This window comes from Anatilimnocola floriformis, from assembly GCF_024256385.1.
Taxonomy (GTDB): Bacteria; Planctomycetota; Planctomycetia; order Pirellulales; family Pirellulaceae; genus Anatilimnocola; species Anatilimnocola floriformis.
In genome coordinates this window covers 1,469,073-1,482,898 of the sequence record NZ_JAMLFW010000001.1, presented here as the reverse complement: position 1 = coordinate 1,482,898, position 13,826 = coordinate 1,469,073, and the positions used below count along the sequence as shown (strand labels likewise).

At 56.8% G+C, this 13,826-nt stretch carries 15 protein-coding genes; 9 read left to right on the top strand and 6 right to left on the bottom strand.

What is annotated here, in order from left to right; genetic code table 11:
* Positions 1 to 6: 6 nt before the first annotated feature.
* On the bottom strand, positions 7 to 1,335 hold the full coding sequence (locus M9Q49_RS06205; protein ID WP_254507842.1) for a leucine-rich repeat domain-containing protein: 1,329 nt from the start codon (positions 1,333 to 1,335) through the stop codon (positions 7 to 9).
* A gap of 137 nt (positions 1,336 to 1,472) precedes the next feature.
* Entirely contained in the window at positions 1,473 to 1,667 is a 195-nt protein-coding gene (locus tag M9Q49_RS06200; RefSeq protein ID WP_254507841.1) for a hypothetical protein, read from the bottom strand.
* 166 nt (positions 1,668 to 1,833) lie between these two features.
* Here M9Q49_RS06200 and M9Q49_RS06195 point away from each other — a divergent pair, with 166 nt between their 5' ends.
* Positions 1,834 to 2,163 (top strand): hypothetical protein, encoded by a 330-nt coding sequence (locus M9Q49_RS06195; protein WP_254507840.1) that lies wholly within the window; start codon positions 1,834 to 1,836, stop codon positions 2,161 to 2,163.
* Between the two features lie 650 nt (positions 2,164 to 2,813).
* On the opposite strand, the gene M9Q49_RS06190 is transcribed toward M9Q49_RS06195, so the two are convergent.
* A complete protein-coding gene (locus M9Q49_RS06190; protein ID WP_449224115.1) occupies positions 2,814 to 3,827 on the bottom strand; it encodes an IS1/IS1595 family N-terminal zinc-binding domain-containing protein in 1,014 nt (337 codons plus the stop codon).
* Between the two features lie 300 nt (positions 3,828 to 4,127).
* On the opposite strand from M9Q49_RS06190, the gene M9Q49_RS35935 reads away from it, so the two are divergent.
* The 4 genes from M9Q49_RS35935 to M9Q49_RS06175 all read left to right on the top strand — a co-directional run bounded on the left by M9Q49_RS35935 (position 4,128) and on the right by M9Q49_RS06175 (position 6,501).
* Positions 4,128 to 4,250, top strand: coding sequence for a ribbon-helix-helix domain-containing protein (locus M9Q49_RS35935; protein WP_390843458.1), 123 nt, complete (start codon positions 4,128 to 4,130; stop codon positions 4,248 to 4,250).
* 577 nt (positions 4,251 to 4,827) lie between these two features.
* Positions 4,828 to 5,685 (top strand): hypothetical protein, encoded by an 858-nt coding sequence (locus tag M9Q49_RS06185; RefSeq protein WP_254507838.1) that lies wholly within the window; start codon positions 4,828 to 4,830, stop codon positions 5,683 to 5,685.
* Position 5,686: 1 nt separating this feature from the next.
* Entirely contained in the window at positions 5,687 to 5,986 is a 300-nt protein-coding gene (locus M9Q49_RS06180) for a hypothetical protein (protein ID WP_254507837.1), read from the top strand.
* A 263-nt stretch (positions 5,987 to 6,249) separates the two neighbouring features.
* The gene (locus tag M9Q49_RS06175) at positions 6,250 to 6,501 is read left to right on the top strand and encodes a hypothetical protein (RefSeq protein ID WP_254507836.1); all 252 of its coding nucleotides are present in this window, start codon (positions 6,250 to 6,252) and stop codon (positions 6,499 to 6,501) included.
* Positions 6,502 to 6,581: 80 nt separating this feature from the next.
* Here M9Q49_RS06175 and M9Q49_RS06170 read toward each other — a convergent pair whose 3' ends face one another.
* On the bottom strand, positions 6,582 to 6,785 hold the full coding sequence (locus M9Q49_RS06170; RefSeq protein ID WP_254507835.1) for a hypothetical protein: 204 nt from the start codon (positions 6,783 to 6,785) through the stop codon (positions 6,582 to 6,584).
* Between the two features lie 426 nt (positions 6,786 to 7,211).
* Between M9Q49_RS06170 and M9Q49_RS06165 the strand changes: the two genes are divergently transcribed.
* Positions 7,212 to 8,720: a thioredoxin family protein gene (locus M9Q49_RS06165; protein WP_254507834.1), complete on the top strand. Its 1,509-nt coding sequence runs from the start codon at positions 7,212 to 7,214 to the stop codon at positions 8,718 to 8,720.
* 127 nt (positions 8,721 to 8,847) lie between these two features.
* On the opposite strand, the gene M9Q49_RS06160 is transcribed toward M9Q49_RS06165, so the two are convergent.
* Positions 8,848 to 9,444 carry a hypothetical protein gene (locus tag M9Q49_RS06160; RefSeq protein ID WP_254507833.1) on the bottom strand — a complete coding sequence of 199 codons (597 nt, stop codon included), beginning with the start codon at positions 9,442 to 9,444 and terminating at the stop codon, positions 8,848 to 8,850.
* A gap of 360 nt (positions 9,445 to 9,804) precedes the next feature.
* Between M9Q49_RS06160 and moaC the strand changes: the two genes are divergently transcribed.
* Both moaC and M9Q49_RS06150 read left to right on the top strand, forming a co-directional pair.
* Positions 9,805 to 10,365: a cyclic pyranopterin monophosphate synthase MoaC gene (moaC, locus tag M9Q49_RS06155; RefSeq protein WP_315861164.1), complete on the top strand. Its 561-nt coding sequence runs from the start codon at positions 9,805 to 9,807 to the stop codon at positions 10,363 to 10,365.
* Between the two features lie 20 nt (positions 10,366 to 10,385).
* The gene (locus tag M9Q49_RS06150) at positions 10,386 to 11,384 is read left to right on the top strand and encodes a polyprenyl synthetase family protein (RefSeq protein ID WP_254507832.1); all 999 of its coding nucleotides are present in this window, start codon (positions 10,386 to 10,388) and stop codon (positions 11,382 to 11,384) included.
* On the opposite strand, the gene M9Q49_RS06145 is transcribed toward M9Q49_RS06150, so the two are convergent.
* On the bottom strand, positions 11,381 to 12,457 hold the full coding sequence (locus M9Q49_RS06145) for an ankyrin repeat domain-containing protein (protein WP_254507831.1): 1,077 nt from the start codon (positions 12,455 to 12,457) through the stop codon (positions 11,381 to 11,383). The two genes, M9Q49_RS06150 and M9Q49_RS06145, sit on opposite strands and share 4 nt — an antisense overlap.
* A gap of 260 nt (positions 12,458 to 12,717) precedes the next feature.
* On the opposite strand from M9Q49_RS06145, the gene M9Q49_RS06140 reads away from it, so the two are divergent.
* Positions 12,718 to 13,821, top strand: coding sequence for a PepSY-associated TM helix domain-containing protein (locus tag M9Q49_RS06140; protein WP_254507830.1), 1,104 nt, complete (start codon positions 12,718 to 12,720; stop codon positions 13,819 to 13,821).
* Positions 13,822 to 13,826 lie beyond the last annotated feature (5 nt).

Genomic DNA, 13,826 nt, shown 5'->3' with positions numbered 1-13,826 from the left:
ACCATCTCAACGCTTCACGTTCACACCCGGAATCGCCTTTTTCAACGCCGCCGCTCCATCGTCGGTCACACCCGGGACGACGGTCACGATCACCGTCTCCAACTTTTTCAGCCCCTGCAAATGAGCCAGGCCTTGGTCGGTTATCGTCGTTTTGCCGAGGTGAATGTACTCGAGCTTTTCCAGCCCCTGAACGCTTTCCAGGCCGACGTCGGTGACCTTGGTCTTGTCGAGATTCAACCTCTCCAGATTCTTCAGCTGGCCGACCGCAGGCATATCAGCATCACCGAAGCCGGTTGACCAGACGTTAAAATCGACGAGGCTCTGCACTGCCGTGATCGCGGCAAAATCAGCACCCGTGCCGATGCTGGTTTCCGATAGGTCGAGCTCTCTCAGGTTCTTCAGCCCCGCGAGAAACGTCATACCGTCATTCGCCACGGTCGTCTTCCGCAGCACGAGCGTTTCGAGGTTCGGAATCGTACCGAGCTTTTCGAGAGCCGCCGAATTCACATTCGGGCAACCATACAGGTCGAGCTTTTTCAAAGCTGGATGCTGTTCCAGTTTGTCGAGCCCGACTTTCGTCACCGACGATTGAGCCAGGCCGAGCACCTTGAGCTTCTTCAGCGGGACGATGAAATCAAGCGTCCCGTCGTCGATGCCGCTACCCGAGAGCTTCAGCATTTCCAGGTTTGGCAAGTCGCCCAGCGCGGCACATCCCACAGCCGTCAAGAGTTCGCAATCGCTCAGGTCGAGCGCCACGAGTTGCTTCATCGGCGCAATCGCTTTCAGCGATTCGTTATCAAACTTGGTTTGCGGCGCGCGAATCTTGCGAAGCGCCTTATGCTTGGCCAATGTCACAAAAGCGGGCGTGGTGAAGGCGGTTTTCCTCAGATCGAGATCATCCAGCTTCGGAATCTCCAGCAGTTGCTGAGCATCTTCGTTTTGAATGCTGCTTTGCTCGAGACGTAAAATCTTCAGGCCAGGGTGCCACTTGAGATGGGCCAGACCTGCGCCGGAAATGCCAGACGCTGCGGCCGAGAGAGTCGTGCAGTGCGGCAGTGCGGCGACGTGCTTCAGATCGTCGTTGGTGCAATCGGCAGACAGAATCACTTCACCGATGTTGCCGGCTTTGTCGCGATTCAATGTCACGCCCTTGGCCTGGAGCGCAGCGATCGCAGCAGCGTCATCTTTGGCCGAGGCGCTCGGCGATTGCGGTTTAGTTGGATCAGCCGAGCCGGACCGCTTCGGTTCTGGCGAGGGACAACCGCTGCAGCAAACCGCCGCCACGATGGCGAGGAGTGCGAGATATTGAGCTCGAAGTTTCTCGGTAGAAGACACCGTCGCACCCAGTCGCAACAAGTTGACACGCGACAGCGCGGGCCGCTCGTCCAAGCCCAAGAAAAAGACAACCGCCGCCGCTTGCAGCAGGAAAGAGTACTCCGCGACAACTGCGGCGAACAGGTAGGCCGCAAGCGCTACGCGGCCGGCCGCAATTCCTTCAACTCGTCAAACAGCCCTTGGGCGTTTTCCAAACCACCAACGCTGGCCACAAAAGCCGAGATCATTTTCACTTGCTCTTCGGTCGCTTCGATTCCCGCCTCTTCCAGCAACTCCTGAATCTCATCGGGGTGCAGATCGGCCAGGCGAATTGGTTGGGCTTCGTCAGACATGAGAAAAACTCCGCAAATTGCTGAATCTCAGGTGTCATTTCTCTTCATCGACCATTGCCAGCATATCGCTTGCGTTTCGCAGACATCGGCCGACTGCGTAAGCTGGGCGGACGTTAAGGAACAGATAACGAAAACGGAATGTGCCGCTGCGATTGCGCCGATATTGATGGCAGCGACCTTTGCCACGTTCAGCTTGGGTCGTTTGTGGATGCTCGTTCAGTCGGTGACCGAAATGCCTCACGCGGAAATGACTCAGCACGTGCGCCTCCTCGTGGCCGAAGCCTTCGCCCGCGCGGGCATGCCGCAACCCAGCGAATTCAGCGAGAGCATTCTCATCAAGGGTGGCAACTACTGCGGCCGCCGCTTCACCGGCGAAGGCGGCCACGCCATCTGGTTTGTCGAAGAGAACCAACTCAAGTTCTACGACGCCGACGGCAAACTGACCCACGTCGTCTCGACGCTGCTCCCCGTCGCCAGCTTCCGCCGCGCTGCCTAAGGTCGCCGCCATAAGCTCTCATCCGCGGCCGGTTATACAACACTTCTGCGCGAAAATCGCATTCTGCGCAAGGCCTGAAACCGCCAGCATTTAAGCACAAACTGCTGACTTGTACGGCAATTTTTTCACAACACTTTCGCAGCAACTCGATTTCGACTCTTGCGCACTTTACTGCCGCCGAAAACCATTTCCGGCCAACTACTTGCGGCGAACGCCGCCGGCGCAACCTTTATTTTCTGCAGAAATCTTTCACAACAGTTCTGAGGCAGTTCTACAACAGTTTTTTAGGGAACTCACAACAACGAACTCGCGGTCGCAGGAGAGTTTCACAACCCTCATCTTGCCGCAACCACTATCCACCAGTGGTGGCCTTCTTTCCACTTAGCCACCAGCTTTAGCTGGTGGTCAGCAAACCAAGGCACCCGGCTTTAGCCATTCCTACGGGTCCCGCAGGACTTGATGGCTAAAGCCGGACACCCTGCGCGCTCGGACCACCAGCTAAAGCTGGTGGCTAAAAGGGCGGTTAACCTTGCACGCCTGGGAAACACAATCCGGTAGTGGTCGACTAAGTGGACCTGCGAAAAATCTGAAAATAATTTTACCACAAGAAATGAAAAAGCCCCGCCATTTCTGACGGGGCCGACTGGCGACTAGTTGTCGCCTATCCGCTCGATCGCTTCGATGATCGATGGTCGCTTTGGTTCAGGCTTCACGTAGGTGCCAACCGCTTCGATCATTTCGGCAATCGTCCACTGCCGATCTGCCAGACCTGCCGCTTGTGCTGGCGTCGACTTAATCGTGCCGTGCATCGCGACGTAGTTGTAGTGCATGAAGAACAAAGCCAAGGCCGCTTCGTGGTGCTCGTGCGACTTGCTGAAGCCGTTCGTCAACCGAGTGAACCGACGCATGCCCATGCGAATCGTCAGATTGAAACGTTCGCTGTGGCTGGTGTTCATGCGGCTCTCGTCTGGCTTGCCAGCGATAGTCCGCAGTTTCATTTCGACTATCTTCGCGGGGCTGTAGCGGGTCTGATCGCCAGCGCTCGCGAATATCTTGATGACCATGCCGTAGTCGGCGTTCGGGAAGTGATTCGGGATCAGGTGCTTGTAGGGCTTCCAACCGTCGCTGCTGATCTGGCAGCGGCCTTTCTCGCAAGCCCGCTGGAGCTTCTGCACGAACTCCAAACCGTTCTGGTGAGTCCGCTCGCCTGAATGCCAAGCGAGGATGAGCCGCGTGTTGCGCTCGAAGCCGACATAGCAGTAGTTGTCACCGCAGCTGCCAACCGGCAGGCTGTTAATCTTGCGGGTCCGCTCCTTCATCATGCAGAAGCTCCAAAGTTCGTCGACGCTCACGTCCTTCACTGGCTGGCCGACGATCACGTTTTCGAGGAATGTCTTGCAGCGCTGGCCAACGGTCAGCAGCAATTCGAGAATCGTGTCTTTGCAGACACCCGACAAACGCGAAGTAGCACGGATGCTCAACCCTTCGCAAAGCATGCTGATGACCTGCGCCGACTTCTCAACTCCAAGCCTCATGCCGCTGAGCACCTTCGTGCTGTGCGTGAACCGCTTACCGCATTCCAAGCACTTGTAGCGCTGCGTTCCGCACTTCGTCATCCCGCTCTTCTTGCTCCGGGGGTGATTGCATTCTGGGAGACCGATCATAGGGACAGCCTTCAAAGTTGCGGCTGCCTCGCTTATGATTCCAGTTACTACGCTGGGGAATCGGGCGAACAGCCTGGTTTTCTTTGCTGGCCCAGTTCGACCTTGCCGGGTTGGACTGGGCTTTTTTCGTGGGCTTGCCGGCCCGCGTTGATTTCTATTATATTAGAATCATGTTCGCCGTCAACATGATTCGATTATATTTCTTTCAAGGAGTGGAAAATAGGGAAGAAAAAGGCGCACGGCGGCAAACGGAAGGGCGCTGGCCGGAAGCCAATTGACCCTGACGCAAAGGCCGTTCTGGTGGCCGTTACAGTGCCGAGTGACGTAGTGGCACAACTCGATGAGCTACGCGAGAAAGAGGGTTGGAACCGCTCACAGGCGGTCACAATTGCCATTCGCGAATTGCTTAGCAAGAAGGGCTGAGCGGAGAGCGGGGGTTACGATCCCAACGGCGACGCCGTACCCTTCGGCAGTTTATAAATCTGCTGCGCCACCAAGACGCGGGCCGGTCTCCACAAAATCAGCGGAGACGCCATAGCCTCGAAAAGCGAGGCTGTATATGATAGTGAAAAGCCATGTTTGCACTAGCAAGCAAAAGCGAGCGGTGAATCGCGAAGTTTTGGAAGCTCCGTCCTGATCCTTTGGACGGTCATCTGGTCGGTGACACGACCAGCACCAGGATTAACGATTCACCACTCTAACGATCTTGAAAAAGGTCATCTCGCCAGATTTGGGTAGCCTCGATTTGCGGTCCCGGCCCCTCTTCTGACTCGCTCATTTCTGAGCCTGCGGCAGATCAACCAGCGACAACCAACTGGCTGATCCTGCGTTCCCTTCTAGCCATCGCGCACCATCCTTTCCATTGCTGCGACTTCCAAATCTTACCCGTCGTCGAGGCACGAGTCTAGCCCCTGTCTGCGATGTTTCTTGACAAATCTGTTTTGTCTGCAATGATATGGCTCAGATACCGATCAGACAGGAACTCAACCAGGATCTATTTATGGCCGACGACCGGAAAAAACAGCGACTGCGCAGCCCAGCATACCCATCAATCAATCTGCAAGAGGCAATCGAAAAGGCTTCGGTCATTTACCGCCACGAGAAACGGCATGCAGTCCCAGTGGATGTTGTAGTCTGCGAGCATTTCGGCTACGAAACGGCTGCAAGCAGCGGCGGACTTCGTGCAGTTGCTGCGCTGAAGCAATTTGGCCTTTTGGTCGAGGAAGACGGCGGAACTGAGTCGCGTCAGGTGCGACTGTCAAATCTCGCGTTAGATATTCTGATTGCCGAAAACGAGTCTTCTCCGGAACGGCTTAAGGCCATCAAGACAGCTGCCCTTTCACCCCCGCTACATCGAAAGATCTGGGAAAAGTACGGTGGACACCTGCCGTCAAATGCTTCGCTATCTGCGTTTCTGATCCGCGAAATGGAGTTCAATGATGCCCATGTTGATAAGTTCATACGGCAGTTGTCTCAAACTGTTGCCTATGCTCGCGTCGCGGAACCAGATACAATTGAAGACGATGATGACGATCTGGACTCGCATGAATCGAGCGACTCAGCAACGTCATACCCAAATACGGCGGGGCGAAACCAAGCTCCGCTTCCAAATCAAATGACGACAACGACTTATCACTTGCCGACAAACCCGATCATGCCGAGCATGGGGGTGGTCGCCGAAACCGTTAACTTGCCCATCACGATGCCATCGCTCAAGGTCGCATGGCTGAATGTTCCGTCAAAGCTCACGAAGCTTGAATTCGACACCTTGGTCAACACGCTTAAGATGTTTGAGGCAGCGCTCGTACAGCCGCCCTCGCTCCTGGCAGCTGATCCTGTGGAGGGTGCGCCGAAATAACATGAAACGCGAATCCCGCGCACCGCTGATCGTCGCTATCGTGCTGCTGCTCTTGCCGGTGGTGTATGTGGGGAGCTATTTGGCGCTGGTCGTGCCAAGTGGCCGCAGCGTTGTTCGACCGAATTATGTGGACCAACAAACGCTAGAACCGTCCTGGACGTGGTCTAACTACCGATTTGGCTATCCAAAGACCGATCGGTTCTTCTGGCCGCTGGAATTCCTCGACCGGCGAGTCCGGCCTGAGACGTGGGGCGATGCGCCAAACTGGCAAGACAAATTGCGAAGTGAGCCGCCGCCCTAGGCACTTCCCGTGCCAATCGAAAACGGGTCCACTTAATCGCCCAGCACCCACAATCCTTATAATATACAAAAGATCACTTGTTAAGTCAATAGGCCATGTTCGACCAACTCCTTAAAACAGAACTACCAGAGCAGCACCTTAGCCGAGCCTTTTGATCGAAATGCTTGCGATTGTGCCGAGATTGCGTAGCCTAAAGAGCCATGCCTTTCGCTTTCGCCGCGGCGGTTGTTGGGCGATCAAGTACGGTTGTGTGGGAGAAAGTAATGGCCAATGACTTGCTGATCAGCGCTCAGTTCTGGACTGCGATTGCGATCGTCCTCGCCATCACGACCTCTCCGGTCTGGCTGCCGGCGCTCATGATCGTTTACCAGGGGATTTCCGCCCAGAGGTTCGGGCAGTTCAGTATGCAATTCGTGATGGCCCTAGTCGCAGCCGAGAGTCTAGCATTGGGAATTAACGTGGCGATTTATCGTTGGACTTGGCTCGCCCAATTTCTGCACAGCTTGAGGCCTTAATATTTTGGGCCTGAATACCATTCGTCTGCAGCACCGTCCCAGTCGCTCTGCCAAGCTCTCGGCCTCAGCTTCCGGTCGATCTACTCCAGCGGCCAGAAGAAGACCGATTCCCATTCTCCTTGAGTTCGGTAGTTCGATGGCGGCCGACGCTTCATAAAAATTATCGCTATAACGGTTAGGCGATCGGCAGGCTCGACCAGCGCCAAATAGCTCCCCACATACAGCACCGGGAGGAGCACTAGCACAACGGCGACGATCAAGGGTGCGCGCGATTCGCGTTTCATGGCTGGCCGCTAACTGCCGTTGGATTTGTTTGCTGAGCTCCAGCAGTCGGTATGGGATACAGCTTTGCTGTGAATAGGGCTAGGCGAGCAACCTCTGCCCGATGACCGGTAAATCGGCAGAAGTTGTCGACGGCGAATTCCTCCCGCTGCCGATGCCTCTGGCCATCCCAGACCCAACCGCTACATAGCAACGCAATAAAGCATAAGAAGAACCATTCTCGGGCTGTGGGTTTTATGCGAGTAATTCTACACGCTGCCGAAAAAGATCTGCCAGAGTGAACATGGCCTTAGCGAAAAACGACAATTCAGTAGCCAGAACCTAGTTGACCAGCTCGACTCATCTTCCGTTCGAAAATGACTCGGCGTTAAACTTATATTCATGGACAGGAGGCAGGGGCACGAAGATTTGCGACACGGAGTCATTTCATGCAATCGAAATTTGTCTTGGCTTGGTTGGCATTCACCTTGGCTTGGCCTTGCCTGGCACAGGAACCATCCGGCAATTCAACGGTGGCCCGTAGCGAACTGCTGAAGCGCGCTGAGTTGACCTTTTACCTGGCAGAGCAAGCTCGCGAAACAAATCCAGAGCTCGCGCTCACCAAACTGGAAGAACTAGAGCAGATCCTCGATCAGGGCGACAAAGAGCCAAAGGAAGTCGTCAGTGCGATCGCCGATTTTCGTAGTTCGCTTGCTAACGCACGCCAGCAGATCGGTCGCGTTTGGCCCAGCTTAGAAGTCATCGAGCGGCGACTCGCCGCCAATCCCGCCGCAATCGAGGCCAGCGATGTCTACGCTGCCAAGGTGATGACCGAAATCAAACGAAATCGGCCCAACGGGCCAGACGTCTCGCTCAAAACGCTGCTGACTTACCACGACACCGCGCGAGGGGCGCTGGAGCGGGGCCAACGCGTCCTGCGGTCCGCACATGATGTCGTCGCCGACGGTCAGGCGAAGATCGTCTTGGCCGACGAGATTCAAATGCTTGGGATGCAGCAGCGTCAGTTGGATCGCGAAGCCGGCAGATTGGCTCAGGAAGGTCGGCAGTTTCCCAATCGGCCGCGCAACTTGGATGAATTGTTCGATCAGAGTGGCCTGCGTGATCACAAGTTGGCCAGCCGTTTGAAGCGAGGGCAAGAGGACGCGTCGCTGGCCGATACGCGTGTGCTCCTTATCGCCACGAATGCGGAATCTCAACTCGCCCGTCAATTGATTGCCCTGCGATATTTTTTCACCGACAGCTTCAAGCTCCCGCCGGATGGCGTGCAATCTTTCGGGATCGCGCTGGCGGGATACCGTGTTGTTTGGGCCAACACCACGAGCGAAGCCAATGAGTGCCGAACGCTGCTCGAAAAACACAAAGTGAAAATACCGGGCGAAAAAGAGGCGGTCTTTCTGGTGCTCGACAACCAAGGAACCTTGGTCGCGGCCACTTCCACAGCAGACCTGCAAACGGAGGAGAAGTTTGACGTTCTGCGGCTCACCAAGTTTCTCGAGCAACATGCCGTAAACATGGCCGAGCGAGATGCGGAGCAGCTTTTGGATGCGGCCTACGCGCAAGCCAAACGGGACGGCAAGCGAGTCCTGTTGCAAATCAGTGGCCCAGGCTGCGCTCCTTGCATCAAACTCAAACGGTATCTGCGTGAACAGGAGACACTCGTCCAAAAGGACTACGTTTGTGTTGTCCTCGACGGTCGCATGACCAATTCAAGACGAGCGATCGACCGTCTTGGTAAACGGGTTGATTCGATTCCTTGGTTCGCCATTTTGGATGCCGACGCGAAACTGCTCACCACTAGCGTCGGCCCTCGAGGCAACATCGGCTATCCATACGATCCGCTCAGCATCCGCCATTTCGAGTCCATGCTCCGCAGCACGGCGCAGAATCTGAATGCTGACGAAATCAAGAAGCTGATCGCTGCGTTGGAGAACGATTAGTCCAATGAACTGAGTGAGAAGCCGCGCGATGCACGCCGCACACTATAATCATGCGGGGAGGACGAGGCGGACGAGGCTCCCGCCTCGCCCTCGCTTGAACGGCTGGCGTCCTGACAACCAACATCAGCTACTCATCATCCGGATCCGATTCGTCAATTTTCATAATCGGCTCGGTGGTCACTGATCCGGCGTTCAACAACTCTGCCAATTCTGGTCCCCACACCGTATGTTTGCGGCCGGTTGCTTTTCGGCGTTCAGGGTCACCAGCATTGGGGTTGTAGAGGGCTGCGGCGAAATCGCTGTAACCCATCATTCCGAGCCCGATGACGAGCCCTGCCGCCGTCAACTTCCAAGCGCCGGGCATTTGCCAGGCTAAGGGAATCAGCGAAATTACCGCAACAATTAGTCCGGCAATCATCGGCGCGTTGCTTGTCCCTTCTTCCTTGAGCAACTTCACCATGTCTTCCTGGTAAGCCCCACACTGGGGACAAGGAATCGGGTGGACTTCGTTGTTTCCTTTTTTCAGCAGGTTTTGCTCGGCTCGCTTCGTTGCGCGTTTCGCGCCGCCTGCATCGGCCATGATGATGTCGTGCTCTTCTCCGCTCGCTTCTAGTTGCACTACGAATCCAAATTCCGTTTGGCAATGCTCACAGGTAATGAGCTTCAACATTTCGCCTTTGACTCTGACGACGTGCCTCACAACAACCGGAATTGGAATAAACATCTTGTCATCCTCGCCGAACGGCTAACAACACGTGTTGAACTGCTGAATAGGAAGAGCGCTACTGAAGAGGCTTGGTATTCTCGTCAAAATTTTGTGCCGCGAATACTGCCGTGTCTAGCGCGTTCTTATAACATGGAGAGAAGCAGACTGTCCGCAATGTCGGCTTTCACTCCGTGAAAGCACGCGTCTTCTAATCGCGGAGCGTGCAGCGACTTGGAACCGCCCCAAGACGCCCCCTTTCACGGGAGTGAAAGGCGACAGTCGGGCGTTCAGGCTGCCTGTTCACACCGGGGGGTGAGCGTTATTCTTGGTGCTTAGGTTAAACCGCACGAGCCGCAAACCACCACTCCCCTTTCCTCTGTGCCTGACGATTTCACTCATTTCGACGAGCAGGGCGCCAGCCGCATGGTCGATGTTTCGGCCAAGGCGGTGACCGTGCGCTCGGCGACGGCGAGTGGGCAGATTCGGATGCAGCCGGCCACTTTGGAACGGATCAAGCAAGGGACCCTGACCAAGGGAAACGTGCTGGAAGTTGCTCGCCTGGCAGGGATTATGGCCGCCAAGCGAACGGCGGAGTGGATTCCGCTCTGCCATACATTGCCGCTCGAGGGCGTATCGCTCGCTTTCGACTACGTCGACGAGCAGACGCTGGCGATTTCGGCGACCACGCGCGTGACCGGCAAGACGGGCGTCGAAATGGAAGCTCTGGTGGCCGTATCTGCTGCGGCTCTCACGGTTTACGATATGTGCAAGGCCATCGATCGAGGCCTGGTGATCGAACGAGTGCAGCTGGACGAGAAGTCGGGTGGCCGAAGCGGGCATTTTGTCCGTGATGCCGCCACCGCCGCTGCGGTTATTAGCCAGGAAGAACCGGCAACTCCGGTAAATAACCTGGCAACTTCGCTGGGCAAATCGAAATGACGCGGCAGGATGCAGTTCCCATGTCTACGTTGACCGCCGAGCCGGCTTTGTCGCCGGCGCTGCAATCGCTCTACGCACCCATCGCCACCGAACTGGCCGAGGTCGAGACCATCTTCCGGCGCGAGATGCACCACCCGCATCCCTACGTCGACGAGCTCGTCCGTTACGGCTGCCTCCTGGGCGGCAAACGGCTCCGACCGGCCCTGCTGCTCCTCACCGCGAAAGCCGCTGGCAAGATCGTGCCGGAGCACCTGACGCTGGCCACCGTCGTCGAAATGGTGCACACCGCCACGCTCGTGCATGACGATGTGCTCGACAATGCGCAAATGCGCCGCCACCTCGCCACCGTTAACGCTCGCTGGGATAACGAAGCCAGCGTGCTCCTCGGCGACTATCTCTTCACGCACGCCTTTCACCTGGCGAGCACCATCGATAGCGTCCTCGGCTGCCGCCTGATCGGCCATGCCACGAACATTGTCTGCGAAGGGGAGCTACGGCAAAAAGGAACGCGCGGCCAATTCGACCTCGCCGAGGAAGAATACCTGCAAGTCATCGAAGCCAAGACGGCCGAACTGACGGCCTGCAGCTGCCGCCTCGGCGCACTCTTCGCCGGCTTGCCCGCCGACCAGGTGGAAGAGCTCGATCTCTACGGCCGCGAGCTGGGCATCGCCTTTCAAATCGCCGATGACCTGCTCGACCTGCAAGGCGAAGAAGACGCCACCGGCAAATCGCTGGGCACGGATCTGGAAAAGCAAAAGCCGACGCTGCCGCTCATTCACACATTGCGCGAAGCATCGCCCGCCGATCGCGCCCAACTGTTGGAACTGCTCGGCAGCGAGCAAGCGACTCCCGCCACGCTCGCGCCTTATCTGCAAAAGTACGGCGGCCTCGACTACGCCCGCGATCGCGCCCAAGCCATCGCCGCCCAATCGCGCCGCCGTCTCGATTGCCTGCCACCATCGCCATCGAAGGACGTGCTGCTGATGATTGCGGAATTCGTCGTCGCCCGCTCGCACTAACGGCCCGGGAGCCTCGCCCTCCCTACTTCGTCGTCTTTTTCTTTTTTATCCAACTTCTCGCCATGCTTCTGCAGGAGTTCGGCGCGCTGGCGGTAGCCGCGCTGATGACTGTTCAGCAGGGCCGAATCCCAAGCCGTGTTGCCATACGCATTCTTCAAGCGCGGATCGGCGCCGTGCTTGAGCAATAGCTTGATGATCTCCAAGTCGGAAGCGTACATCAGCACTCGGTTCTCGTTTCCCTTCTCGCGATCCTGAGCGTTCACGTTGGCGCCGGCTTTAATCAGGCCCTTCACCAATTCGAGGTGGCCACGATTCACAGCCCACATCAGCGGCGTGACTCCTTGCTTGTCGCCGTCATCCACGGCGACGCCCTTTTTGAGCAAGAGCTTCAGCACGGCGAGCGGCTGCGGAGTGCGCATGCACTTTTCTTGACAGACACACAGGCTCTCGAGCGCGGTGGCTCCCGACTTATTCTTGATCCGCACATCGGCGCCGGCCTGAATGAACTCCTCGGCAAGATCGAGCAGCCCTTCGCTGCAGGCAATGTGCAGCGGCGTTTGGCCATACTTGTCGCGCACGTCGAGCTTCACGCCACTGGCCAATAATTCGCGCGCGAGCTTCACCTTCTTTTCTTCGAGGGCTTTGTGCAGCGGCATGCCGCGCGGCGTGGCAACTTTCTTGCCGTCAGCAATCTGCTTAGCGGTTGTCGGTCCCAGGCCGAACGGCGAAACGTCGATCTGCAACTTGTACTTCTGCGCGTGGCGAAATTCTCCTTCGCCGATGCCATCGCTCCATTGGCCGCGCGTATCGTCGACCAGCTTGGCTAGTTCTGCCGGCGTCAGCTTCCGCGGCGATTCGAACTCGGTGACAACACGGAGCTTCTTTTTCTCAACGGCCAAACGAATGACGCCGCCCCGCAGGCCGATTTCGTCCAGTTCCTTACCCAAATAATTCGAGCACTTATCGGTGCTGAAATCCAAACCATCAAGCGGAGCTAACCGGCGGGGATCGTCGACCGGCTCTTCGGTATCGTCATCAAACGCCTCGGCCGGGCCGGTAATAATGATTTTCATAAGTGCTAATTTTCACGCATCAGCTGCATGGCTGGATCACGAATTTGCTCAAAACTTACAACTATGTAAATCACCGCGCGGCTGCTTGCAACGATTTCTTGTTGAAAGTGCGGCGAGGTGCTCGTCGCCGATGTCTCGCGAAAAACGGCGGCTGCGACTAAAATACCGACTCATTCCGCCCGCCAGTTCGTGCGTTGCCAGAGCGCTGCGAAACCAGCCAGCGAACCCTTTCGTGATCGTTTTTTCTACGAGTGCGCGCTGTGTTCATTGCCCGCAAAATCTGGCTGAAGGTCCATCTGTATCTCGGGCTGACCGTGGGCTTGCTCTTTGCCGCGATGGGTGTGACGGGAAGCATGCTCGTCTTCGAGCGCGACCTCGATGAGCATTTGAACGAAGCGCAGATGATCACCGAGAGTACCGGCCCGCAGCGGTCGTTCACCGAAATCTTTGCCGCCGCGGCCGAGGCTCATCCCGATCTGGGCAAAGCCGTGAGCCTGGAAGTGCCGCACGAACAAGGGAGCGTCAGCAAGGTTCGCTTCAAACAGAAGACCGACGACGGCGTGATCGACACCGAAGTTTTCGTCGATCCAATCACGCTCGAGGTCACCGGCAAGCGAGTTCGCGCCGAGAGCTTCATGGCCATCGTCAACCAGATGCACACCAATCTGCTGGGCGGCAAAACGGGCGCGACCATTCTCGGCGTGATGGGCGTGCTGATGTTCGCGTCGATTATTTCCGGCGTCATGCTGTGGTGGCCGCTGCTCAAGTCCGGCGTGCGAAACGCTTTTGCCATTCGCCGCGGCAAGCGGATTTATGATCTGCACAAAACGATCGGCGGACTGTCGACGATCTTCCTGCTGCTGATCACGACGACTGGCATCATCATTATCTTTGCGCCGCAATTGAAACCGCTGGCGAACTATGTATCGCCCCTCACGCCGATTCCGAACAAGGTGAATTCGAAGCCGCCGACTTCGGCGGGGCAAAAAAAGATCACTGCCGAGGAAGCCGTGGAGATCGTCCGCGCGGAAATGAAAGACTGCCGCTTGATGACGATAGAACTGCCGCAAGGGAAAGACGCCACGTACAAAATCTACGTGCGGCAAGCGGGCGAAATCGGCCAGAACCGCGGCGTGGGCCGTGTGTGGATCGATCAATACAGCGGCGAGATCCTGGCCATGCGCGACTGGCGAAAGCACACGGCCAGCGATATTTTCTTTCGCATCCAAGTCGCCCTGCACAGCGGCGACGCGTTTGGCATCGTCGGCCGCTCGCTGTTCTTCATCGTGGGCCTCATGCCGGCCGTGCTGTACGTAACCGGCACAATGATGTGGTGGCGCAAGCGCCGTAGGTCAGGCACTTAAGTGCC